We start from the raw sequence: 23,390 nt of genomic DNA on the forward strand, positions 1-23,390 counted from the left end.
ACGGGCCGCAGGCGGCCAGCGCAGCGGAGATTGCGATCAAGAACCGGCTCCTGCCCTTGTGAGCCTGTCTCGTTGTGCGTACGGGGCAGGCTCACGCAGCCGCTTCCCTCAGGCTCCGACGTAGTCCGCCAGGTGCTCGCCCGTGAGGGTGGAGCGGGCGGCGACGAGGTCGGCGGGGGTGCCCTCGAAGACGACCTGGCCGCCGTCGTGGCCGGCGCCGGGGCCGAGGTCGATGATCCAGTCGGCGTGGGCCATGACGGCCTGGTGGTGCTCGATGACGATCACCGACTTGCCGAACTCGACGAGCCGGTCGAGCAGGCCGAGCAGCTGCTCGACGTCGGCGAGGTGCAGGCCGGTGGTCGGCTCGTCGAGGACGTAGACGCCGCCGCCCTTCTCTCCCATGTGCGTGGCCAGCTTGAGGCGTTGGCGCTCGCCGCCGGAGAGGGTGGTGAGGGGCTGGCCGAGGCTGAGGTAGCCGAGCCCGACGTCCGCGAGGCGTTCCAGGATCTTGTGCGCGGCCGGGATACGGGCCTCGCCGGAGTTGAAGAACTTCTCTGCCTCGGTGACCGACATCGCGAGGACCTCGCTGATGTCGCGGCCACCGAGGTGGTAGTCGAGCACCGATGCCTGGAACCGCTTGCCCTCGCAGTCCTCGCAGGGGCCGGAGACGCCGGCCATCATGCCCAGGTCGGTGAAGATGACGCCGGCGCCGTTGCAGGTGGGGCAGGCGCCCTCGGAGTTGGCGCTGAACAGCGCGGGCTTCACGCCGTTGGCCTTGGCGAACGCCTTGCGGATCGGGTCGAGGAGTCCGGTGTACGTGGCCGGGTTGCTGCGCCTGGAGCTGCGGATGAGGCTCTGGTCGATGGACACCACGCCCTCGCCGGCCGGGATCGAGGCGTGGACGAGGGAGCTCTTTCCGGAGCCGGCGACGCCGGTGATGACGGTGAGCACGCCGAGCGGGATGTCGACGTCGACGTTGCGGAGGTTGTGCGCCGTGGCGCCGCGGATCTCCAGCGCGCCGGTGGACTTGCGCACCTCGTCCTTGAGGACGGCCCGGTCGTCGAGGTGGCGGCCGGTGACGGTGTCGGAGGCGCGCAGTCCTTCCAGGGTTCCTTCGAAGCAGACGGTGCCGCCTGCCGTGCCGGCCCCGGGGCCCAGGTCGACGACGTGGTCGGCGATGGCGATGGCCTCCGGCTTGTGCTCCACGACGAGCACGGTGTTGCCTTTGTCCCGCAGCCGCAGGAGCAGGTTGTTCATGCGCTGGATGTCGTGGGGGTGCAGGCCGATGGTGGGCTCGTCGAAAACGTACGTGACGTCGGTGAGCGCGGAGCCGAGGTGGCGGATCATCTTGACGCGCTGCGCCTCGCCGCCGGACAGCGTGCCCGAGGGCCTCTCCAGCGAGAGGTAGCCGAGCCCGATCTCCACGAACGAGTCGAGGGTCTGTTGGAGCACGGTGAGCAGCGGGGCCACCGAGGGTTCGTCCAGGCCGCGGACCCATTGTGCGAGGTCACGGATCTCCATCGTGCAGGCGTCGGCGATGCTGATCCGCTTGATCTTCGAGGTGCGGGCTCCTTCGCTGAGCCGGGTCCCGTCGCACTCGGGGCAGTCGGTGAAGGTGACAGCGCGGTCCACGAACTCCCGGATGTGCGGCTGCATCGAAGCCCGGTCCTTGGCCAGGATCGACTTCTGGAGCTTGGGGATCAGCCCCTCGTAGGTGAGGGTGGCGCCGCCGCCCTTCACCTTGGTCGCCTCCCGGTACAGGAAGTCCTGCATCTCCTGCTCGGTGTACTTGGCGATCGGCTTGTCCGGGTCGAGGAAGCCGGACTCGGCGTACGTGCGCACGGTCCACCAGTTGTCGGACTTCCAGCCGGGGATGGTGAAGGCGCCCTCGGCGATCGACTTGGAGTCGTCGTAGAGCTGGGTGAGGTCGATGTCGGACACGCTGCCGCGGCCCTCGCAGCGGGGGCACATCCCGCCGGTGCGGCTGAAGTTGGCCTCGACCGCCTTCTTGTTGCCGCCCTCGACGGTGATCGAACCGCTTCCCTTCACCGAAGCGGTGTTGAACGAGTAGGCGCTCGGCGGTCCGATGTGCGGCTGGCCTAGCCGGCTGAAGAGGACGCGCAGCATGGCGTTGGCGTCGGTGGCGGTGCCGACCGTGGAGCGCGGGTCGGAGCCCATCCGCTGCTGGTCGACGATGATCGCTGTCGTCAGCCCGTCGAGCATGTCGACCTCGGGCCTCGCCTGTGAGGGCATGAAGCCCTGCACGAACGTGCTGTAGGTCTCGTTGATCAGCCTCTGGGACTCCGCGGCGATCGTGCCGAACACCAGCGAGCTCTTGCCCGAGCCGGAGACGCCGGTGAAGACCGTCAGCCGGCGCTTCGGGAGCTCGATGCTGACGTCCTTGAGGTTGTTCTCCCGCGCGCCGTGCACGCGGATCAGGTCGTGGCGGTCGGCAGCGTGCGGCGCAGAGGACCGCGGCTGCGACGTGGGGGTGTGCGTGTGCTGAGCCATGCTCGTCGTTCTCCAAGACTGTTGTGCGGCCGAAGTAGCTGTGCGGATCCGTGGCCTTACTGGTGTCGCGGAGCCGCTGTTGCGCGGTAGGTCGGTGCCGACCGCGCCAGGGCGGGCCCGGCCTCCCATCCGGCGAACCGGATCGGAGGCCGGGGCCGGGTTCGTTAGCGGCTCAGGTCCCGGAACCGCTTCACCGCCAGCGGGAAGAACACCGCGATCAGGGCTACCGGGCAGGCCACCGCGAGGAGTTCCGCGTGCTGGGCGGCCCAGGAGTCGCCGACCGCGCCCGGGTTGCCGAACAGGCCGCGTACCGCGGTGGCCGTCGCAGACATCGGGTTCCACTCCACGATCGCGCCCAGCCAGGAGGGCATCGATTCGGGCGAGGCGATGGCGTTGGAGAGAAAGCTGACTGGCCAGACCAGGATCTGCACGGCCTGCACCAGTTCCGGCTTGCCCGCGACCATCGCCAGGTGGATGCCGATCCACAGCATCGCGAACCGCAGCAGCAACAGCAGCCCCACCGCTCCCAGGAAGGAGGCGAAGCCCTCGTGCCAGCGCCAGCCGATCGCGTATCCGACCGCGATCATCACCGTCAGGCCGACCGCCGACTGCAGCATGTCGGCGACGCTCCGGCCGACCAGGACCGCGCCGGAGTTCATCGGCATAGAGCGGAACCGGTCGATGACCCCCTTGCCGAGGTCCTGGGTGACCGAGAGCATCGTCGCCTCAAGACCGAAGGCCATGGTCATGGTGAGCATGCCGGGGACCAGGTAGGACTTGAAGTCCCCCTCGATGCCCTGTCCGCCACCGATCAGGTAGCTGAACATCAGCAGCATCATCACGGGGAAGACCAGCCCGACGACCACCTGAACGGGCTGCCGCGCCCAGTGCGCCAGCTCGCGCCGGGTCATCGTCCAGGAGTCGGCCGCCGCCCAGCTCAGCTTCGAGCCCGTGCCGTGCGTCGTGCTCACACCGTGCGTCGCACTCATACGGCGTCCTCCTTCGTCAGGTGTATGAAGACCTCGTCGAGCGTCGGCCGCCGTACCGCGATGTCCTCCGCCTCGATGCCGGCCGCCTCCAGCGTCCGCACGGTCTCGGTCAGCGCGGCCATCCGGTCACTGACCGAGGCGCTGACCATCCGCCGGTCCTCGTCCACCACCACGTCACCGGGCAGGAGCGAGGCCGCGCGGGCCAGCTGGCCCGTGTCGTGCAGGACCACGTCGATACGGTCGCCGCCCGTCTTGGACTTCAGCTCGTCCGCCGTACCCTCCGCGATGACCTTCCCGTGGTTGATCACCGCGATCTGGTCGGCCAGTTGGTCGGCCTCCTCCAGGTACTGCGTGGTCAGCAGTACGGTCGTGCCGCCGCCGACCAGTGAACGCACCGCGTTCCACACCTCCGTGCGGCCGCGGGGGTCAAGCCCGGTCGTGGGCTCGTCCAGGAAGAGCACCTGGGGCTGGGAAATGAGCGAGGCGGCGAGGTCGAGCCTGCGCCGCATGCCGCCGCTGTACTGCTTGATGGCCTTGTTGCCGGTGTCGGCCAGCCCGAACCGGGCCAGGAGCTCATCAGCCCTGGCGCCGGCGCGGCGCGCGCCCAGGTGGTAGAGGCGCCCGAACATCTCCAGGTTCTGGCGGCCGCTGAGCTCCTCGTCGACGGCGGCGTTCTGTCCGAGCAGCCCGATCCGCGAGCGCACCTCGTCGGCCCGGGTCCTCACGTCGATGCCCGCCACCTCGACACGCCCCGCCTCAGGGCGCAGCAGCGTGGACATGATGCGGACGGCCGTGGTCTTGCCGGCGCCGTTCGGGCCGAGAATCCCCTGGACGGTCCCGGCTCGGACCGTGAGATCGAGGCCGTCCAGGGCCTGCTTGTCCCCGTACTTCTTCCGCAGACCTTCGACGACGATCGCCAGATCGTGGTCAGACAAAACACCCTCCATCGGCCATTGATCAAACTTGACTAGAGGTTGGCAAGGTAGGGCACCTCGGGCTGGTTAGTCAAACTTGACTACGTCGCGAAGGCGTAGGGCTGCAGGGCTAGTCAAGCTTGAATAGAGGTAATCTAGTCAAAATTATCTAGCAGGGAGATACTCATGTCGGCGATCCGGCTACTGGTCCTCGGCGCGGTCCGCCAGCACGGACGGGCGCACGGCTACCAGGTACGCAACGACCTGGAATTCTGGGGCGCTCATGAGTGGTCCAACGCCAAGCCAGGCTCGATCTACCACGCGCTCAAGCAGATGGCGAAGCAAGGACTCCTCATCGCGCACGAGGTCGCGCCGAGCACCGTCGGCGGCCCGCCCCGCGTCGAGTACGAGATCAACAACAAGGGAACCGAGGAGTACTTCACGGTGCTGCGCGAGGCCCTGCGCTCGCACGAGCAGAAGACTGACGTCCTGTCGGCCGGCCTCGGCTTCATCGTCGACCTGGCCCGGGACGAGGCCGTCGCACTCCTCAAGCAGCGGATCACGGGGCTCGAGCAGTGGCGCGCCGGGGTCACCGAGTACTACACGCCGGAGGACGGGCCCGGGCAGTTTGGTCACATCGGCGAGATCATGAATCTGTGGGTGCACTCGGCCGACCTCGGCGTGGAATGGACGCGCGGCCTGATCGAGCGGATCGAAGGCGGCGCGTACACGTTCGCGGGGGAGGGTGAACCCTTTGTGGGCGTGCTCGCGGACGATGAGCCGAACCCGTTCGCGACGGGGCCGCACCCGGAGGACAACCGCTAGCGACACATACTGGCGGCGCCGGCGTCGGATTCGCCGCTCAGCATTGGCGGGCGGGATCGGACGGATGCCCGGTTACCGCCAGTGCATTCCAGCGGGCCCGTGGCTGGAGTGGGTGGCCCAGGTGGTCACCACGATGGCCATCGAGGCCGTCATCACCTGACTCGGCGCCGGACGCCCCGACCCGGACCTGGCAGCCGTCCGCATCCGCCAGTCCGTCGATGGCGTCGTCCTCGCCACAACACCCCTCACCTGCAGAGCCCACGGCTCCTGAAGGACCCGCCCAGAGCCCGGGGCGCGACGACCAGCGGACTTCTGAGTCCTGTGACATGGCAGGAGGCAACGGAACGTTCATCTCCTCCTCGGACGGCCTGGATAGGACCCGGCAGGGCGGAGCTGAGTGCCGTCCTTGAGCAAGGCGAGGCGGACGGTGGCGAGGCTTGTGCCCTCTCGCTCAGCGATGGTCTGGAGGGACAGGCGGTCCTGCTCGTACCAGGTGCGCCATTACGTGCTCACTCGTTGGGGGATGCCCAGGGCACGCTGACGGCCCCCGCATGATCCTGCATTCCGCCACGGAATCAGATTCATACGAAGGCCGCAGAGGTGAGCTTGCTGAACCACGATGCCCGGCGGGACGCGTTCGACATCACGTCACACTTCCGGGAGGACTTCTACGCGTGCCTGACTCTGCGCGGTGACACCCTGTTCGAGCTGTGTGACGCGATGCTCTGCGAGAACGGGCCGGTGACCTCGCCGGTGGACCTGACGTTGCTGGCCGAGCACCGCCGTGGGCACGGTGCGTTGTATGACGCGCTGAACTGCGGCCGCATCGACGCGGACGGGCTTCGCCGCGCTCTGGCTGTGCTTCCGCAGCCCGAGGCCGCCGACAATCGGCTCGCCCTCGCGGTCGACGTGACCAACTGGCTGCGTCCCGACGCCCCGTGCAGCCCAGAGCGCCTGTTCTGCCACGTCTACGGCCGCAGCGGACGCTCCACCGACCAGTTCATCCCGGGCTGGCCGTACTCTTTCGTCGCCGCCCTGGAAACCGGGCGGACCTCGTGATGCCAGCTGCTGGACGCGGTCCGCCTGGGTCCCGACGACGACGTCGCCGAGGTCACCGCGGCCCAGGTCCGCCGCGTCGTGGCCGACCTGATCGACGGCGGCCAGTGGGAGCCGGAAGAGCCCGACATCCTGGTTGTCTTCGACGCCGGCTACGACGCCCCGCGCATCGCCTACTTGCTCGACGGCCTGCCCGTCGAGGTGCTGGGGCGGATGCGTGCGGACCGGGTGATGCGCCGTCCGGCACCTCGCGAAAGGAGTTCGCCCTGACCCATTCCTGCGGTGGTCGCTATCCCAAGTACGGAAGCGAGTTCCGCTTCGCCAAACCCGAGACCTGGGGCGAGCCGGATGCCGCGACGACGCAGGTCACCGACCGGTACGGCACTGCCCAGGCCATGGCCTGGGACCGCATCCACCCCCGGCTCACGACCCGCTCCGCATGGATCGATCACACCGGCGAACTCCCCGTCCTCGAAGGTACGTTGATCCGCCTGGCAGTCGACCACCTGCCTGGCGGCCAAGACCCGCTGCCGCTGTGGCTGTGGTCCTCGAAGACCGGCATGACCAGCGAGGGCATCGACCTGCGCTGGCAGGCGTTCCTCCGCAGGTTCGACCTTGAACACACCTTCAGAATGATCAAGACCACGCTCGGGTGGACCCGCCCCAAGCTCCGTACCTCTGAAGCCGCGGACCGGTGGACGTGGCTCGTGATCGCTGCCCACACCCAGCTCCGGCTTACCCGCGAGGCCGCCGCCGATCTCCGCCACCGCTGGGAAAAAGCGGCTGAGCCCGCCCGGCTCACCCCGGCCCGCGTCCGCCGAGGGTTTCGCCCCCTCCGCCCGCACCTGCACTGCCCAGCCCGTGCGCCGAAACCCTCAACGCCCGGACCAGGCAGGCCAGTCGGGTCGAAGAACCGTCATCCCGCCGCCCGTCACGACGTGGGCAAAACGACCAGCGACCCGAGACCATCACCGAACGCAATCGCCTCAAGGCCGCAAAGATCAAATAACAAGCTGAGTGACTCTGCCGGGGATCTTGGCGCTGTCGATGTCAGCTGACCGGCGTGCTGCCAGGCTCGGACGGTTGTCAGTGCCCGCTGCTACGTTCAAGCCGTTCGAATCACTCACGCCAAGGAGCATCAAATGGGGTCTCAACTCAACCCGTGCCTCGCCTTCAACGGCAACGCACGGCAGGCGATCGAGTTCTATCAGGACATCCTCGGCGGCCAGCTGGATATGGGCACCTACGCCGAATACGGCTCGCCGAACGTGCCTCACCCCGACAAGATCATGCACGCCACGCTCCGCACCCCAGACGGCTACACGCTGATGGCGTGGGACGTTCGGGAAGAGATGCCCCACACCCCGGGCAATAACGTCGCGGTCTTCCTCGACGGCGACGACGCCAAACTCCGCGACTACTTCGAGAGGCTGTCCGCCGGCGGTACCGTGACGCTGCCCCTGGACAAGCAGTCATGGGGTGACGAGGCCGGCTCGCTCGTCGACCAGTTCGGGATCACCTGGATGGTCAACATCACCCAGCAGCCCAGATAGACCACGGGGCAGCATCAACGTCCGATTCCGAGGTTAAAAGGCAAGCTGAGTGCCCATGAACAAACTGATCATTTAGGGGTGTTGGGCGGTCGGTCGGGCCAGTCTGCGGGCCACCGTGATGACGTGACGCTTGCGGCTCGCCACTTTCTTGCCCGCGTCGTAGCCGCGGCTGTCGGCGTCGACGGTCTCCGCGGCCCGTACCGACTGCGAATCGATGATCGCGGGAGTGGGATCCGCGTCCCACCCCTCCGCCTGACGGACCTGGTCACGCAGATCGCTATGGACCGCGTGGACGTCACCATCCTGGTACCACCTGGCGAAGACGGCATGCACAGTGCGCCAGGGCGGGAAGTCCGCGGCAGGTTGCGCCACTTGCACCCGTTGTCGACCACATAGAAGATCGCGTCGACGGCCTGCCGTCGGCAGTACTCCTCCGGGCGTCCGCCGTTGCCGTCCAGCCACGCCGGCCAGGGCATCACCGCCTCGAAAGATCGACGAGGCACCGTTGGGCTGCCGCGGCCGCCATTCCCCCAGTACCGCCCGCACCATTCATTCCCCGGGACCGCCCGCCCCGGTAGCGCTTCCCGGTCGTCGAGCGCCGGCTGGCTCGAAGTCGTTGTCGACGCCGGTCGCGGGACGGTCCCGCCGCGACGCCGTCACCGATAGTGCACCAATGGCGATAAGCGACCAGCCGCCCGAGACCGGTTCCAGCACCGATATCGGGATTCCGACGGCCAGCAGGACCCATCCGGTTTCCGCGGGTATCGCGCCCGTGGCCGTCACCGATCTCCTGACGAGGAGTCCGAACCCGAAGAATGCCAGTCCGCTGACCATGAACCACAGGGCCATCATGCGGGCGTCATCGTCATTGTGGACGGTATTCCACAGCCCGTCGGAGAGGATGCCGCGCCAGTGCGGGTACGCGGCGACGACGCCCACCGCCATGTGCACCACAGCAGCGGCGAGGATCAGGCGGGGAACCCAGTGGCGGAGACCTCTGGTGTCGCGCTTACGGGGTTCCGGGCATACGGGGAAACTCATGATGTCGTGCTCCCTTCAGGGGTGCCGGGTGCCGAGCGTGCACCCGCCTTTGTCATGCCGACGACCACCAGGTGGTGGAAGGGGCGGATGACGTTGAAGTAGAACGGACCGGTCCAGCGGTGGTAGGTGACGACGGTGGTCACCTCGAACCTGGCGCGGCCGTCCGTCAAGGGCGTCCGGACGACGGCGAGGCGACCGGTCAGGTGACTGTCGGTGGCTTCGAGGACGACGTACTGGTCTTCTGAGGCGTCGGTGACGGTGAAGAAGGCGATCCGGCTGCCGGCAGCGAAGGAGATCTCCTCCGGCCGTAACAGCCGACCGGACGGGATGTCGGATTCACGCAGCCGCAGGAGCCTGGCCAGCACCGCCCTGGCGCGGAACAGCGCCCTCACCCAGCCGGGACGCCAGTTGACGGCTCCGGCCACGAACTCCCTTAGGGGTGCTGCGGATTCGGCCGTCTTCACGTCGATGTGGTCGGCGCCGGAGAGGACGGAAGCCAGTTCGGGGGTGGCCTCGATGATGTTCACGATGTGTCCTCCTCGATGCGTGGGTCAGGAGGCCGACTGGTCCGGACGCGGGAGCAGCATTTCGTACATTTCACGCAGCTCCGCTTTCGGGAGTGGGGGCATCACATGCTCCGCCCCCACCAGCAGCAGATAGAGAAGCTTGGCCGTCTGGTCCGGCCTTTCCTGACCGGCCTGTTCGCACAGGTCCCGCAGATATCCGATACGGGTGGCGTCCACCCGCTCCTGCACCCGTGCCGCTTCGGGATCCTGTTTCGCCCAGGCCCGCATGGCGACCTCCAGTGGCGGACTGACGTCCTTGGTCACCTCTGCCAGGAGCCTGCGCAGTCTCTCCGGCGCCGAAAGCATGTCCACGGCTTCCACTTCATCGATGACCGCCGTGGTGCACTTGGACTCGAAGTGGCCCAGCAGCCGGGCCCGGTACTTCGGCATCGAACCGAAGTGGTGGTAGAAGGCCCCCTTCGACATGCCCATGCGCTCACACAGCCGCTCCAGCGTCACCGCCGGGGCACCCTGCTCCGCCAGTAGCACCAGTCCCTGCTCCAGCCACGACGTTTGCTCAGCGCTCACTCTGACTCCCCGCTCCACACCAGTGCTTCATACCAAAAGGTTTGGTATGGAGCACTCTAGCGTGTGCCCGAGGCGGGACCGGGACCGGGTGCTGTGACTGAGTGCCCGTCGTGAACAAACTGATCGCAGAGCAGTTGGGAGCAGAACTGGCGGAATGACCTGACAGGCCAGGACCTCTCGGTAGCAACAGCGGTGTCGCAGCCCTGCCGCACCAAGAGGTCCTGTGATGCCGTCGTACGCGTCTCTTCCTGCCGCTGTCACCCGCGCTGAAGAAACCCGCGGCCCCTGCGTGGCCTGCCGCTTCGGCCACGGTGTCCGGCATCCGGTGCGGCCGAGGAGAGCTCGGGGAGCGGGTCGGCTCCCAGATGGCTCCCGGAGGCAACTTGGGACACCTTCAGACGGCGACACTGAGATGACGACCGCCGCAGCTGCTTAAGGCGCCCCTCGCCATACAGAATCACGTGATTCGGAATCAGTGGACCGGATCGAGCGCCGGGATCAGGAAGCCGCGGGGTCGGGCCTGGGGGCGGCGCTCTCGATGGTCCAGCACACCACGGCGATCTCCGCCTCGGTCGGTTGCCCGGTCCGCCCCGCCCGTCAGCGGCTCGCTGTCAGCGGAAGCGGAGGGAGCCGGGGCCGTCGTGCATACCGTTGTGGTCGCCGAAGTCGCGCACCTTCTCGCCCGGTGCCAGGGGGAAGCGGGCGCCCTTGTAGTTGGTGTGCCGGTAGAACGTGACCGTGCGGTTGCCCTTGTTCTTGGCGGAGCCGATGCGGTTCCAGCCGCGGGGCGGCAGATTCGGCACGTTGCGGGTGAAGGTCGCGTACCTGCCCAGGACCTTGGGGTGCTCGAAGACCTGGACCTTGGGGTTGGGCTTGGCCGCGGCAAGGTCCGGGTGACCGTCGGCGGAGGCCGGCAGCGCGGCGCCGAGCGTGAGTGCAGCAGCGGCGGCGCCTGTAGCGGCTATGTGACCGATACGCATGAGGAACTCCTTTGGTTGGCTATTTTCGGATACGTGGGGGCTATTGGTCGGATGCGTGATGCCGGCCGTGCGTGCGGCCCTCACGGTCCAGGACGCGGCGGGCCGCTGCCATCCAGCGGTCCTTGCGGGCTTTCGCCTCGTGCAGCCGGCCGGCGTTCTCCTTCTGCCGTATCAGGCGACGCTGGATACGGGTCTCGGCCGCTGCCCATACCGTCACCAGCTTCGCCGACTTCTGACAGGCCACGTCGGCGCGGGCGGTGGCGCGTTCGGCCGCGGTGGGCTCGGTCGTCTCCCAGCGCTCGCTGTCGGCGGCGGCGAAGGGGTCCGGGTAGTCGAAGCCTGCCTTCGCCATGCATGTGTGCCATGTACGCAGGGCGTCGCGTACTTCGGGGGCCCGCCGGGAGGTTTCGAGGGCGGTGCCGGTCAGCTGGTTGAAGGCGCGGTAGTCGAGGGGGGCAGTGTCGCCGACGAGTTGGTGTTGGGCGGTCTTGAGGCAGCCGCCCTTGCCGGAGGACCCGTAGGCCGCGCGCTGCACCTCGGCGGGGAGCGCCTCACGCTCGTCCCAGGCCCGGTTGCGCCGTACCACCGACGGCGGGTCGGGGCGCGGGTGGTATCCGTAGCGGACGACTTCCGCCTCGTCGGCTCCGTATCGTCGGAGGTTGGGCGGCTCGGTGTCCTGGGCGTCCACCCGGGGCAGGGTTTTCCACTCCATGTCGAGGTCGTTCATGCACCGGCGCATGAGGATGTCCTGTGCGTCTTCCACGGCGTGGGTCTCAGCCACGGTCGATGCGTAGGCGTCCAGTGGCAGCCGGAGCTGCTGGGCCTGCCGGGACACCGGCGGGGGGTGCGAGGTGGGCGTGGACTCGTGCTGCGCGGCTGTGCAGGCGGTGGTGGCCAGGAGCAGCAGTGCGAGCGCGGTGGTGGCCCGGGCGCGGGAGGGCGACATGGTTGCCTCTCGTCGTGCGGTGTGCGGTGTGCGGTGTGCGGTGCGCGGTGTGTGTTGAGTGGGGTGCGGTGGCAGGTAGGGCAGGGTGCGGCCCCAGTCGCCGCACCCCGCCTGTCAGCAGTTAGTTACTGACGGAACCCGCTGTCAGCTGAACTTGATGGAACTCGTCGCGTCGCTCATGTTGGGGTGGTCGCCGAAGTGGGGCTCCTTCTCGCCCTTCGTCAGGGAGAAGCGGGCGCCCATGTAGTTCTTGTGCTGGTAGAACTTGACCGTGCGGTTGCCCGCGTTCTTGGCGGAGCTGATGGTGTCGTTCCAGCCGTACTTCGACAGCTTCGGAATGTTCTTGGTGAAGGTCGTGCTCCTGTTCTTGTAATTGGCGTCCTGGAAGACGTGGACCTTCCGCTTCGCGGCGGCCGCCTGGTCGGCGGCGACCGGGGCGTGACTGTCGGCGAAGGCCGGCAATGTGACACCGAGCGTGAGTGCGGCGGCGACAGCGCCCGCACTGGCTATGTGACGGATACGCATGATGCGTTCCCCTCTGGTTAGTTCTCACATGAGGCACGTGAGACGGGTGATGTATTGGCCGGTTTCTGTGGCTCGTGTTCGACCGGCACTTCGTACGCTAAGAGCTCCCGTGCGCTGGAGGTTCAAGCAGTTGTGAAAGAGATCACATGGACCATTGGGCAGCTGGCGGCCTGCACCGGGCTGCCGGTGAAGACGGTCCGGTACTACTCCGACGTCGGTCTGTTGCCCGTCGCCGAGCGAAGCGTTGGGGGCCACCGCCGCTACCGGCCGGAGGCGCTGGAACAACTGCGCCTGGTCCAGCGGCTGCGCGCGCTGGACACCCCGATCTCCACCATCACCCAGCTGGCTTCCGGCGAACGCAGCCTCGGCGACCTCATCGCCGACGAGATGGGCCTTGTGCGGAGCCGATTAACCGAACTCCACTGGCGCCAGGCCACCCTGGAGGCACTGGACGACTGCTCCGCACAGGAGCGGCTCCGCCGTCTGGAGGTGTTGTCCCGGGTTCAGCGTCTGCCGGAAGCCCAAGACCGGCTCGCGGGGGCATGGGGGCAGACGATTCCCGCATCCATACCGGCGCGCCTTGCCGATGCCATCACCGCGCAGGCCGTTCCGGAACCTCCGGAGAAACCCACCGCGGAAGTGGTCCTGGCCTACGCCGAACTGCACACACTCACCAGGCACCAGGACTTCCCCGTCTACTGGGCCTGCCACCACGTGCGCGACAAGGCGTCGCTGTACTCAGGACTCCTCGATGCCTCCGAGCTCGCCACCGACACGGTCGCCGACGGCCTGCCACCCCAGCCCGGAGAGGCTCTGGACCACTTCTCCCGAGCCTGCGCCCGCTCCCGTGGCGAGGACGACACACCCGAATTCCGCGCCTTCATGAGTGCGGAGCTGCACAGCACCATCCCCCTCTTTCGCCGCTATTGGCAACTCGTCGCCACGATCACGGCTGCTCAGCGCCCCAACCTGGGGATCACGCACTGCTGGCTGGTCGAAGCCCTCGCTTCGCGGCAACAGGCCGCGCCGGTGTCAGCGCGATAGCGCCGTCCCACCGACGGGCCCCAAGGAGTGAGATCACGACTCCGACAGATCGCGGGTGGACCTGGTGCAGGCTACGAGCCTCGAACATGGCGTGAGGCAAGCAGGCAGGATCCCAAATGAATGCGCGGCAGGGCGAAGAGACGGGTGTCGCCGTCGGAGGTTTTGAGGTCGGCGTCGGGGACTCGACGGCACGCCAGCGGGTGGCGGGCCGTCGACCGGGTACCGGATGTCCAGCGCGGTGATCACGCCGCCCAGGTACCGGTTGACGTCGTCGAACTCGATGAGCGAGGCGAGTACGTCGCGCAACGCGTCGGTCTGCGCCCCCGGTCGGGACAGTGCCGCCTGCGCCCGGGTGTTGTGCAGCACCCGATCCGCGACGGGGTGCCGCTCGGCGTGGTAGTCGTCCAGCAGGGTCTCCGGCGCCCGGCCGCGCACCACCGAGGCCAGCTTCCAGCCGAGGTTGACCGCGTCCTGCACCCCCAGGTTCAGCCCCTGGCCCCCCGCGGGGTAGCGGATGTGCGCCGCGTCGCCCGCCAGCAGCACACTGCCTTCCCGGTGCCGCTCGGCTTGCCGTGCTGCGGCATCGCCGAACCGGGAGAGCCAACGGGGGCTGTGCATACCGAAGTCGGTGCCCGCGAGCCTGACCAGCGACGCCCGCAGCTCTTCGAACGTCACGGGATCCTCCCGGCCGGCTGCCGATTGTGATCTTGATCCTTCTCCTTGCGGGTGGTCGGTGGTCAGCGTCTTGGCCACCGGGTGGAAGTTCAGGGTGATGCCACCATCTTGCCGTCATGTACGGCCAGCTGGTGTTCCGGTCCGCTGCGTGGCCGGCGTCTTGCATGGGCTGGAGCGGAATTCTTCTGGTGCCCCGTAGGCGAGGGCGTTACACGACTAACCAGGCTCAGCCGAATTCTGGATTTCTTTGAGCATCGGACCCCTGACTCTTGATCGTGTGTAGGGGTGACGTGGTGGTTGAAGGTGTTGGGTTCGGAACGACTGTCGGCCGATTTCAGGCCGAGGAGGAATGACTTGGTGGAAAGCCCGCGGCTCTGTCGTCGTGGTTGCTGACGGCACAGCGCGATATGTTCTGTGATCAATCGTCCATGGAACGTGCCGATGACAGGGCGCGGATAGCGATATGTCTGCAACGGAAGTTGTGACAACGAGGTCTGGGATGGCTGTCAGTCATGTGAGCCCAGCCTTCTCGATCGTGGAACAGGGGATCGTGGTGTCGGGCGATCTGCGGCTTGCAGCATGAACTCGGGGCTTTTTTTGGGCTGGGTGGCTGTCGCGATCACCCGGTCCACGCCTTCCTCGTCGTCGTCCTGGACGAGCTGGGCGGTTACAACGACTTCTGCAGGAGTCCTGCCTGACTTCCGTCGCGCCGCCCGTGCCTGGGCCTTCAAGCCCGGATAGCGTCTTGCGGATTCGCGCATCCATGGCGGTTGCGTGTTGCAGATCACGACGAATGCGTCTCGTGATTCTAGGTGAGATGGCTTGATCGGGGCGGTGTTCACGTGTCGATGGCTCATTGGGTGGGACATTCAGGCGAGTTGGGGCACAGGGCGGGCGCGCGGCTCCGCGAGACGTCTAGGCGACAACAAGGCCCAGGTGTCTGACCTGGGCCTTTGTTATGGAGTGGGTGACGGGAATCGAATCCGCGCTCTGAGCTTGGGAATCAGGGGGATTTCGGGTGCCTATGCCTTCCTGAGCAGGGGAAACGCTGTAGCTGGGGTGGGTGTGCTGGGCTGCGTCTCTGTCCCTTGTTGACCGCTGTCTACCCCTCTGTCTGGCACGACACTGGCACGGCGGTGCATTCGGCCCCGGAACGGGTTTTCCCGCAAAGGGAGCCTCGGTGTGCTGGTGGGGCCGGCAGATTGATCCGCGCCGGAGTACGACCCGGGCAGCGCCACGCTGACCGAGCGCCGACGGGCGAAGGTGGCTGAGCTGAAGGCCCTGGACTGACAGGAGGTCAGGCCCCCGGCCACGGTCAGCTCGTACCCGCAGGCGGCATCTGTACAGCGAGAGTCCTCACCCTCGGGGCGCGCCCGCCATAGCGGCCACCCACGCGGGGCACCTTTGCGACGCGTGTTCGGCAGCGATGCGGCCCACCGGCCGGAGTACGTCCTCATGTACCCAGCGGTACGGTTCACGGTCCGCGATCGCCGTGATCGGTATCCGGGACGGACCGTAATGCCGCTTGCCTGTTCCGGCCGTCGGGACCTAGTGTGAATGCGCTTTCATCGTAGGTGTACGTGCAGATCACACAGCGGGGTGGGTTCCATGACCGTTTCCGGCGCCGCCCCCACGGTGTACGACGTCGCAGAACGGTCCGGGGTCTCCATTGCCACGGTGTCCCGGGTCTACCGCAACCCCGAGTCCGTGCGGTCCGAAACCCGGGAACGGGTTCTCGCCGCGGCCCGTGACCTCGGCTATGTGCCAAGCGGCAACGCGCGTGGACTCGCCAGCCGTTCCACCGGCGTCCTGGGCCTGTGCTTTCCCGACTCCTCCGATCCGGGCACGGACGCGGAGGCTGCCGAGGCCGCGGACGACGACGCGGCGATGCTGTATTCCGACCAGATCATTCGCGGCATGGAACGTGCCGCCCGCCGCCACGGGTACGCGCTGCTGATCGCGGCCTCGCTGAAGGGCGGCCCGGAGAGCCTGGTCGCCAAGGTGGCCGGACGGGTCGACGGGTTCGCGGTGCTCGCGCGGACCGTGCCGACCATGGAGCTGGATGTCATCTCCCGGCGCCAGCCGGTGGTGATGCTGGCCGGGCCCCGGGAGAGCCTGGACACGGCGGACCGTCTGGATCACATCGAGGCCGCCAACTTCGACGGTCAGCGCGAGCTGACCCGTCACCTCATCCAGGACCACGGCGTGCGCCGCCCCGCCTACATCGGCTCTTCGGAGGAGTCTCCGGACGCGGAGGCGCGTTTCCGGGGCTTCCTGGCGGCCTGCCGTGACGCGGGGGTGGAGGTCGGCGGGGAGCCGGTCGTGCGCGTGGGGGTGATGACGCACGCGGAAGGGGCTCGTGCCGCGGAGGTGCTGTGCGAACGGGCCGGTGAGCGGCCCGATGCCTTCGTCTTCGCCAATGATCAGATGGCCGTGGGGGCCTTGCATGCGCTGGAGCGGCGTGGCGTGCAGGTGCCGGGCGATGTGGTGGTGACGGGCTTTGACGGGATTCCCCTCAGTCGCCTCGTGCGCCCGTCGCTGACCACCGTGCATCAACCGATGCTGCACATGGGTGAGGCGGCCGTGGAACTGCTGGTGGAGCGGCTGAGCGGCTCACGCACCGGGGATCCGGTGTCGGTGATGCTCCCCGTGACGGTCGTGCGTCGCGCGAGCTGCGGGTGCGGCGACGAAGAGCCAGCCAGGCCGGGCGAACGGTGAGCCGTACCCGCGGACCGCGAGCGGTGCGCGGGTGATCAGGCACCAGAGCTACTGAGCCGGCGGTTGGCTGGATTCGGTCGGCGTCTGCTGTGAACGGTGGACTCGGGATGCCCGAGGGTCGGGCGCAGTAGGTCCGACGTCAGCTCATTCACTCTCGGTATATGAATCAGGATAAACGTGAGCGTTTGTCCTCCTATTCATTCGAGGCTCGTTACGGGAACGTAACCAGACGTCCTCTTGTCGCGCTTCGAGGGTCGGCCGCAGAGTGATGTATGCGCTTACAGGGAGCGCATACATCGGCCACGCTCGACGAGGAGTCGTCCATGCACCACGCCGCCAGAACCACCTCGCTCGCCCTCGTTGTGGCGTCCGCTCTGACCTTGACCGCATGTGGCGGCTCGGGGGGCGCGGACGTGGGCGCCGAGGCAAAGCAGACCCTGACCGTCTGGGCTATGGGGACGGAGGGCGAGAAGCTCGCCGACGTCGCCAAGACGTACGAGAAGGCCCACGCCAACGTCACCGTCAAGGTGACCCCGGTCGGCTGGGACGTGGCACACCAGAAGCTGGTCGCCGCGGCCGCCGCTGGCAAGCTTCCGGATGTGATGCAGATGGGTTCGAGCTTCCTGGGCGAGTTCGCCGATATGGGGGCGCTGGAGCCGGTTGACACCAAGGCTTTCAAGAAGGGTGACTTCTTCCCTGCCGCCTGGGACCAGGGCACCTACGACGGCAAGTCCTACGGTGTTCCCTGGTATGTCGACACCCGCGTCCTCTTCTACCGCACCGACTTGGCGAAGAAGGCCGGCCTCAAGGGTGCCCCGGCCACCATGGCGGACCTCCGGAAGGCGGCGGAGGCGCATCAGGGCAAGGCTGGCACCAAGTGGGGACTGCACATCCAGCCGAGCGGACTGGACGCCGTGCAGAGCTTCTATCCCTTCCTGTACTCAGCCGGCGGCGCGGTCCTCGACGACAGCGGCAAGCCCGTCGTCAACAGCCCCGATGCCGTGAAGGCGCTGGAGAACTACGGCAGTTACTACGACAAGGGTCTGAGCGACAAGGCGTTTCGGCCGGGCTACGACGTCATGAAGGACTTCAACAGGGGAGCCGTGCCGATGTTCTTGGGCGGCCCGTGGCAGGTGGGCCTGCTGAACGACAACTACCCCGGCCTCAAGGGCAAGTGGGCCGTGGCCGCCGTACCGGCGGACAAGGCGTCGGTGTCGAATGCCGGCGGGTCCAGCCTCGCGATCTCCGCCGAAAGCACGCACAAGGCAGCCGCAAAGGAGTTCATCAGCTACCTCACCGACGCCAAGGGCCAGGCCGACTGGTACGAGCGCACCAAGGACCTGCCGGCCAACACCGCGGCGTGGGAAACGGGTGAGCTCGCCGGCGACGCGAAGATGGAGGTGTTCCGGAAGCAGATGGAAACCGCGAAGGCGCTGCCTGCCCAGCCCAAGCTGACCGAGATCACCTCGAAGGTCGACGAAGCCATCGGGTCGGTCACCCAGGGCAAGTCCTCCGCGAAGGCGGCGCTGGACGAGGCGCAGTCCGCGATCGAGAGCCTGGTGGGGTAGCCGGTATGTCTCTGGTGACCAGATCGGCCGACGGTGCGGCCGTGTCGAAGACCAAGACCCGGCGGGCCGGCAGCGCGAAGCCGCCGGCCGCGGGGGCGGGGCGGCGGGGCGGGCGCCGTTCGCAGGGCCGGCGCAATCTGCACGGCTGGCTGTTCTCCACCCCGTTCCTGGTGTTGTTCGGCGTCTTCATGCTGTTCCCGATCGTGGCGACGCTGTGGATGAGCTTCACCGACTTCGGAGTACGCGACGTCAGACGGCCCCTGGAGGCGCAGTTCGTCGGCCTGGACAACTACGCGAAGCTGTTCGGCGACGACACGTTCCGCACGGCCCTGTTCAACACCGCCTATTTCGTGGTCGTCGGGGTGCCGCTGACCATTGTGCTCGGCCTGCTGGTGGCGCTGTTGCTGAACAACGGCATCGACCGGGCCCGCACCTTCTTCCGGGTCGGCTTCTACGCCCCGGTCGTCACCTCCATCGTCGCGGTCGCCGTCGTCTGGCGCTTCGTGCTCGACCCGTCGGACGGCCTGGTCGCCGGCCTCGCCGCCGAACTGGGCACGAAGGCACCGGACTTGCTCGGCTCCGAGACCTGGGCCATGCCGTCGCTGATCCTGATGGCCGTCTGGCGGAACCTGGGCACCGTCATGGTGCTGTTCATCGCCGGCCTGCAGGCGATCCCCACCGAGGTGCGGGAGGCCGCGCGGCTCGACGGTGCCGGCGGCTGGCAGGAGCTGCGGCGCATCACCGTACCGCTGCTGCGGCCGACGATGCTCTATGCCACGGTCATCACGACCATCGGCTATCTCAACGTCTTCGAGGAGCCCTTCGTGATGACGCAGGGCGGGCCCTCCAACGCCACCTTGACGGTGTCGCTGGACATGTACCGGGAGGGCTTCAACTTCTTCCACATGGGCTATGCGAGCGCCATGGCTTACGTCCTGTTCGTGGTGATCGCGGGCGTCACGGTGCTCCAGCTCCGACTGCTGAAGGACAACACCCGATGAGCGCCCCCACGGCATCCACGCAGACCGCCTCCACCCCGGGTGGCCGGCGTCGCGAGGGCCGCGTCCGCCGGCCTGTGCTGTACCTGGTCGCTTCGCTGGGCCTACTGGTGATGGCGGCGCCGTTCCTGTGGATGGCACTGTCCGCCTTCAAGACCAGGCAGGACCTGACTGCCAGCCCACCGGTGTGGATCCCATCGCGGTGGACGCTGGACAACGTCAGCGCGCTGCTGGACCAGCTGGACATGCCGCTTTACTTCGTGAACTCGCTGGTCGTGGCCGTTCTCGTGACCGTCTGCAATCTGCTGTTCTGCTCGATGCTCGGCTACGCGCTCGCGAAACTCGACTTCACGGGCCGCTCCAAGGTCTTCGGTATCGTGCTCGCCGCGCTGATGGTGCCGGGCAACCTACTGATCCTGCCGCTGTATGTGCTGATGAGCGGGATGGGCCTGATCGACACCTACGCCGGGCTCGTCCTGCCGTTCGCCGCGAGCGCCTTCGGGGTTTTCCTGATGCGGCAGTTCATGCAGTCGGTGCCGGACGAGCTGCTGGAGGCGGCCAGGATCGACGGTGCCGGCGAGTGGTACATCTTCTGGCGCATCGTGCTGCCCCTGGTCAAACCCGCCCTGGCCACCCTGACGATCTTCACGTTCCTCGGCTCGTGGAACAACTTCGTCTGGCCGCTGGTCGCCACCAACGACCCCGGCAAGTACACGCTGCCGGTAGCACTGGCGACCTTCGCCAACGACCCCAACCGCACGGTCGCCGGCGGCAACGGCATGCTCATGGCCGGCTCCCTGCTGGTGGTGCTGCCCGTCCTGGCCGCCTTCGTCGTCCTGCAACGCCACTTCACCCAGGGCATTGCGACCGCCGGCCTGAAGTAGCTCCCGAGGTCCTCACACAAACGGGCCGACCACCAATCGCACGCGCACCAAGTGCGTCACCTGCGCTGCCCGCACGGCCGGCCCGTCCCCCGATCAGAGAGACAGAAACGGACCATGACCGACACCTCCCTCCGCTTCCCCGACGGCTTCCTGTGGGGCGCCTCCACCGCCGCCCACCAGATCGAGGGCAACAACGTCAACAGCGACTGGTGGCGCAAGGAACACGACCCGGCGGCCAAGATCTCAGAACCCAGCCTGGACGCCTGCGACAGCTACCACCGCTGGGAGCAGGACATGGACCTGCTCGCCCACCTCGGCTTCACCGACTACCGCTTCAGCATCGAGTGGGCCCGCATCGAACCGGCCCCAGGCGCCTTCTCCCGCGCCGAGATCGCGCACTACCGCCGCATGGTGGACGGCGCCCTGGCCCGCGGGCTGCGCCCCATGGTGACCCTCCACCACTTCACCGTGCCGCGGTGGTTCGAGGACCTCGGCGGCTGGACCGCCGACGGCGCCGTGGCACTGTTCGCCCGGTACGTCGAGAACTGCGCGCCGATCATCGCCGATGGTGTCCGCCATGTGTGCACCATCAACGAACCCAACATGATCGCCGTGATGGCGGGCCTCGCCAAGCGGGGCGAGCAGGGCTTCCCGCCTGCCGGACTGCCGTACCCGGATGAGGAGACCACCCACGCGGTGATCGCCGCGCACCACGCCGCGGTCAAGGCGGTACGGGCCGTCAACCCGGACATCCAGGTCGGCTGGAGCATCGCCAACCAGGTCTACCAGGCACTGCCCGGAGCCGAGGAGACCACCGCCGCCTACCGCCACCCCCGCGAGGACGTCTTCATCGAGGCCGCCCGCGGCGACGACTTCATCGGCGTCCAGTCCTACACCCGCACCGAGATCGGCACCGACGGCCCCATACCCGCCCCCGAGGACGCCGAGCGCACGCTGACCCAGTGGGAGTACTACCCCGCCGCCGTGGGCCATGCCCTGCGCCACACCGCCGACGTCATCGGCCGCGACGTGCCGCTGATCGTCACCGAGAACGGCATCGCCACCGGCGACGACACCCGCCGCATCGACTACTACACCGGCGCCCTCGCATCCGTCGCCGCTGCCATCGAGGACGGCCTCAACGTCCAGGGCTACCTGGCCTGGAGCGCGCTGGACAACTACGAGTGGGGCTCCTACGCGCCCACCTTCGGCCTCATCGCGGTCGACCCGGTCACCTTCGAGCGCACACCCAAGCCGTCCGCCGTATGGCTCGGCGCGCTCGGCCGCACCCGCGGACTGCCGCGTACCGCTTCCTGACCGCGCCACCGCGCCCGGCGGCCACCGACGCTGCCCCATGCGCCCGGGAGCCGGTGGGCCCTGACACCCACCGGCTCCCGCCCACCGCCTCCCGCTCCACCGTCTCGCTTTCGAGGAGTTGAGCCCGCATGAACCGTCGTCGCTTCCTCACGACTGCCACCGCAGCAACTGCGGCCGTCTGCGCCACCGGACCCACCACCTTCGCGGCCACGTCACCCCGTGCCCGCACGGCTTCGGACACCACCCTGCTGCGCACCTGGTTCAAAGCGACCTACCGCTCGATCACGGCCATGACCACGGACTTCGGCCTGACCGCCGACAAGATCGACGCAAGCCGCCCAGGGGCCCCCGTCCCCTCGCCGCAGACCTCGCCGACCAACATCGGCTGCGGGATGTGGTCCACGGTGGCCGCGGCCGGCCTCGGCGTCATCTCCCCGTCGCTCATGCACGACCGGCTCGCCCGCATGGTCGCGGCCGTGGAGAAACTGGAACGCGCGCACGGCTTCTGGTTCAACTGGTACGACGCCCATGACGGATCGGTCCTCGCGACGTGGCCGGAGAACGGAGACCCGGTCCGGCCGTTCCTGTCCACCGTCGACAACGCCTGGCTGGTCACCGGCCTGAAGATCGCAGCCGACGCCGCTCCGGCACTTCGCCCGCGCATCGCCCAACTCCTCGCCGAAGCCGACTGGTCGTACTTCTACACCCCCTACGACCCGGCCGACCCGACGGCGGGCCCCGGCCAACTCCTCGGCGGCTACTGGCCAGACAAGCCCGGCAACGGTGAACCCACCGGCTTCCACTATGGAGCCCTGAACACCGAACCCCGCATGGCGAGTTACCTCGGCATTGCCGACGGCTCACTGCCCACCGACCACTACTGGCACCTCCATCGCACCCTGCTCCCCGGCATGGGACAAGAACAGCAGCCCGAGGGTATTTACGTCACCGTGGACGGCGTACGCGTCTGGCAGGGCCACTACACCTACCGCGGCCGCAAGCTTGTTCCGACCTGGGGTGGCTCGATGTTCGAGGCCCTGATGGTGCCGCTGTTCGTGCCCGAGGCAGAGTGGTCGCCGAAGTCCTGGGGCACCACTCACCGTCGCTATGTGCGTAGCCAGATCGAACACGGCCTGATGGAGGAGAAGTACGGATACTGGGGCTTCTCGCCCGCCGGCATCCCCGAAGGGGGATACCGCGAATACGGCGTCGATGCGATCGGCATGCAGCAGGACGGCTACAACAGCCTCGGAGTGGTCACCCCCCACGCCTCCTTCCTGGCCCTGCCCCAGGCACCCGACGAAGTCATCGCCAACCTCCAAGCGATCGCCCGGAACCTCGGCGCATACGACGACCACTACGGCTTCCGCGACTCCGTCAACGTCACGACCGGCCGCATCAGCGACTTCGTCCTCGCCCTGGACCAGGGAATGATCGCCGCCGCCCTGGCACAGCACCTGCACCCCGGACTCCTGCAGCGTCCCTTCCGCACCGCAGGCTTCCGCTCACGAGTACAGCCCCTACTGGGCAAGGAGCACTTCAGCATCTGAGCCCGGGTCTGCGCCGGTAGTGGCGGTGCGCTTGCCGGCCGCACCGAGGTCGGCCGGGGCCCAGCTCAGCGCTGTCGCTCCAGGAGCACCCTGCCCATGACCTCATCAGGCGACGTTTGTGGTGCCGTGGGCGCAGTCTGACGTCGCCACGAACACGATCGCGGCCAGCACCTCCATCGGCCCACACCTCGCTGAAGGGAGT

General features: G+C 67.8%; 19 protein-coding genes and 3 pseudogenes. 10 read left to right on the forward strand and 12 right to left on the reverse strand.

Annotated elements, in window-relative coordinates; genetic code table 11:
- Positions 1 to 108: 108 nt before the first annotated feature.
- The 3 genes from AB0I10_RS26095 to AB0I10_RS26105 all read right to left on the reverse strand — a co-directional run bounded on the left by AB0I10_RS26095 (position 109) and on the right by AB0I10_RS26105 (position 4,447).
- Positions 109 to 2,511, reverse strand: coding sequence for an excinuclease ABC subunit UvrA (locus AB0I10_RS26095; RefSeq protein WP_363155037.1), 2,403 nt, complete (start codon positions 2,509 to 2,511; stop codon positions 109 to 111).
- Positions 2,512 to 2,675: 164 nt separating this feature from the next.
- The gene (locus AB0I10_RS26100; RefSeq protein ID WP_363155038.1) at positions 2,676 to 3,500 is read right to left on the reverse strand and encodes an ABC transporter permease; all 825 of its coding nucleotides are present in this window, start codon (positions 3,498 to 3,500) and stop codon (positions 2,676 to 2,678) included.
- Positions 3,497 to 4,447, reverse strand: coding sequence for an ATP-binding cassette domain-containing protein (locus tag AB0I10_RS26105; RefSeq protein ID WP_363155039.1), 951 nt, complete (start codon positions 4,445 to 4,447; stop codon positions 3,497 to 3,499). Before AB0I10_RS26105 ends, AB0I10_RS26100 begins: the two co-directional genes overlap by 4 nt.
- 153 nt (positions 4,448 to 4,600) lie before the next feature.
- Between AB0I10_RS26105 and AB0I10_RS26110 the strand changes: the two genes are divergently transcribed.
- From AB0I10_RS26110 to AB0I10_RS26120, 3 genes and pseudogenes are all read left to right on the forward strand, one after another.
- Positions 4,601 to 5,239: a PadR family transcriptional regulator gene (locus AB0I10_RS26110; protein WP_363155040.1), complete on the forward strand. Its 639-nt coding sequence runs from the start codon at positions 4,601 to 4,603 to the stop codon at positions 5,237 to 5,239.
- A 606-nt stretch (positions 5,240 to 5,845) separates the two neighbouring features.
- Positions 5,846 to 7,304 (forward strand): annotated as a pseudogene (locus AB0I10_RS26115) (NF041680 family putative transposase).
- A 133-nt stretch (positions 7,305 to 7,437) separates the two neighbouring features.
- The gene (locus tag AB0I10_RS26120; protein WP_363155041.1) at positions 7,438 to 7,848 is read left to right on the forward strand and encodes a VOC family protein; all 411 of its coding nucleotides are present in this window, start codon (positions 7,438 to 7,440) and stop codon (positions 7,846 to 7,848) included.
- A gap of 72 nt (positions 7,849 to 7,920) precedes the next feature.
- On the opposite strand, the gene AB0I10_RS26125 is transcribed toward AB0I10_RS26120, so the two are convergent.
- The 8 genes and pseudogenes from AB0I10_RS26125 to AB0I10_RS26160 all read right to left on the reverse strand — a co-directional run bounded on the left by AB0I10_RS26125 (position 7,921) and on the right by AB0I10_RS26160 (position 12,434).
- A complete protein-coding gene (locus AB0I10_RS26125) occupies positions 7,921 to 8,220 on the reverse strand; it encodes a transposase (RefSeq protein WP_363155059.1) in 300 nt (99 codons plus the stop codon).
- Positions 8,221 to 8,249: 29 nt separating this feature from the next.
- Positions 8,250 to 8,324 (reverse strand): annotated as a pseudogene (locus AB0I10_RS26130) (transposase); the annotation flags it as partial.
- A 73-nt stretch (positions 8,325 to 8,397) separates the two neighbouring features.
- Positions 8,398 to 8,889, reverse strand: a complete 492-nt coding sequence (locus tag AB0I10_RS26135; RefSeq protein WP_363155042.1) for a DUF6463 family protein — start codon at positions 8,887 to 8,889, stop codon at positions 8,398 to 8,400.
- Positions 8,886 to 9,416, reverse strand: coding sequence for a DUF2867 domain-containing protein (locus tag AB0I10_RS26140; protein WP_363155043.1), 531 nt, complete (start codon positions 9,414 to 9,416; stop codon positions 8,886 to 8,888). Before AB0I10_RS26140 ends, AB0I10_RS26135 begins: the two co-directional genes overlap by 4 nt.
- 24 nt (positions 9,417 to 9,440) lie before the next feature.
- Positions 9,441 to 9,983: a helix-turn-helix domain-containing protein gene (locus tag AB0I10_RS26145; RefSeq protein WP_363155044.1), complete on the reverse strand. Its 543-nt coding sequence runs from the start codon at positions 9,981 to 9,983 to the stop codon at positions 9,441 to 9,443.
- A 611-nt stretch (positions 9,984 to 10,594) separates the two neighbouring features.
- Positions 10,595 to 10,963: a beta/gamma crystallin-related protein gene (locus AB0I10_RS26150; protein ID WP_363155045.1), complete on the reverse strand. Its 369-nt coding sequence runs from the start codon at positions 10,961 to 10,963 to the stop codon at positions 10,595 to 10,597.
- Positions 10,964 to 11,003: 40 nt separating this feature from the next.
- Positions 11,004 to 11,909: a hypothetical protein gene (locus tag AB0I10_RS26155; protein ID WP_363155046.1), complete on the reverse strand. Its 906-nt coding sequence runs from the start codon at positions 11,907 to 11,909 to the stop codon at positions 11,004 to 11,006.
- A 144-nt stretch (positions 11,910 to 12,053) separates the two neighbouring features.
- Positions 12,054 to 12,434, reverse strand: coding sequence for a peptidase inhibitor family I36 protein (locus AB0I10_RS26160; protein ID WP_363155047.1), 381 nt, complete (start codon positions 12,432 to 12,434; stop codon positions 12,054 to 12,056).
- Positions 12,435 to 12,566: 132 nt separating this feature from the next.
- Between AB0I10_RS26160 and AB0I10_RS26165 the strand changes: the two genes are divergently transcribed.
- On the forward strand, positions 12,567 to 13,478 hold the full coding sequence (locus AB0I10_RS26165) for a MerR family transcriptional regulator (RefSeq protein ID WP_363155048.1): 912 nt from the start codon (positions 12,567 to 12,569) through the stop codon (positions 13,476 to 13,478).
- Between the two features lie 213 nt (positions 13,479 to 13,691).
- On the opposite strand, the pseudogene AB0I10_RS26170 reads toward AB0I10_RS26165, so the two are convergent.
- Positions 13,692 to 14,150 (reverse strand): annotated as a pseudogene (locus AB0I10_RS26170) (FAD-dependent monooxygenase); the annotation flags it as partial.
- 1,611 nt (positions 14,151 to 15,761) lie between these two features.
- Here AB0I10_RS26170 and AB0I10_RS26175 point away from each other — a divergent pair.
- From AB0I10_RS26175 to AB0I10_RS26200, 6 genes are all read left to right on the forward strand, one after another.
- Complete coding sequence (locus AB0I10_RS26175) at positions 15,762 to 16,871, forward strand: LacI family DNA-binding transcriptional regulator (protein ID WP_363155049.1); 1,110 nt, start codon at positions 15,762 to 15,764, stop codon at positions 16,869 to 16,871.
- A 323-nt stretch (positions 16,872 to 17,194) separates the two neighbouring features.
- Complete coding sequence (locus tag AB0I10_RS26180; RefSeq protein ID WP_363155050.1) at positions 17,195 to 18,439, forward strand: sugar ABC transporter substrate-binding protein; 1,245 nt, start codon at positions 17,195 to 17,197, stop codon at positions 18,437 to 18,439.
- 5 nt (positions 18,440 to 18,444) lie between these two features.
- On the forward strand, positions 18,445 to 19,440 hold the full coding sequence (locus AB0I10_RS26185) for a sugar ABC transporter permease (protein ID WP_363155051.1): 996 nt from the start codon (positions 18,445 to 18,447) through the stop codon (positions 19,438 to 19,440).
- Complete coding sequence (locus AB0I10_RS26190) at positions 19,437 to 20,321, forward strand: carbohydrate ABC transporter permease (RefSeq protein ID WP_363155052.1); 885 nt, start codon at positions 19,437 to 19,439, stop codon at positions 20,319 to 20,321. Before AB0I10_RS26185 ends, AB0I10_RS26190 begins: the two co-directional genes overlap by 4 nt.
- Before the next feature lie 114 nt (positions 20,322 to 20,435).
- Positions 20,436 to 21,638 (forward strand): family 1 glycosylhydrolase, encoded by a 1,203-nt coding sequence (locus tag AB0I10_RS26195; protein ID WP_363155053.1) that lies wholly within the window; start codon positions 20,436 to 20,438, stop codon positions 21,636 to 21,638.
- A 128-nt stretch (positions 21,639 to 21,766) separates the two neighbouring features.
- Entirely contained in the window at positions 21,767 to 23,188 is a 1,422-nt protein-coding gene (locus AB0I10_RS26200; protein ID WP_363155054.1) for a glucoamylase family protein, read from the forward strand.
- The last annotated feature ends 202 nt before the right edge of the window (positions 23,189 to 23,390 follow it).

The organism is Streptomyces sp. NPDC050636, from assembly GCF_040654775.1.
Taxonomy (GTDB): domain Bacteria; phylum Actinomycetota; class Actinomycetes; order Streptomycetales; family Streptomycetaceae; genus Streptomyces.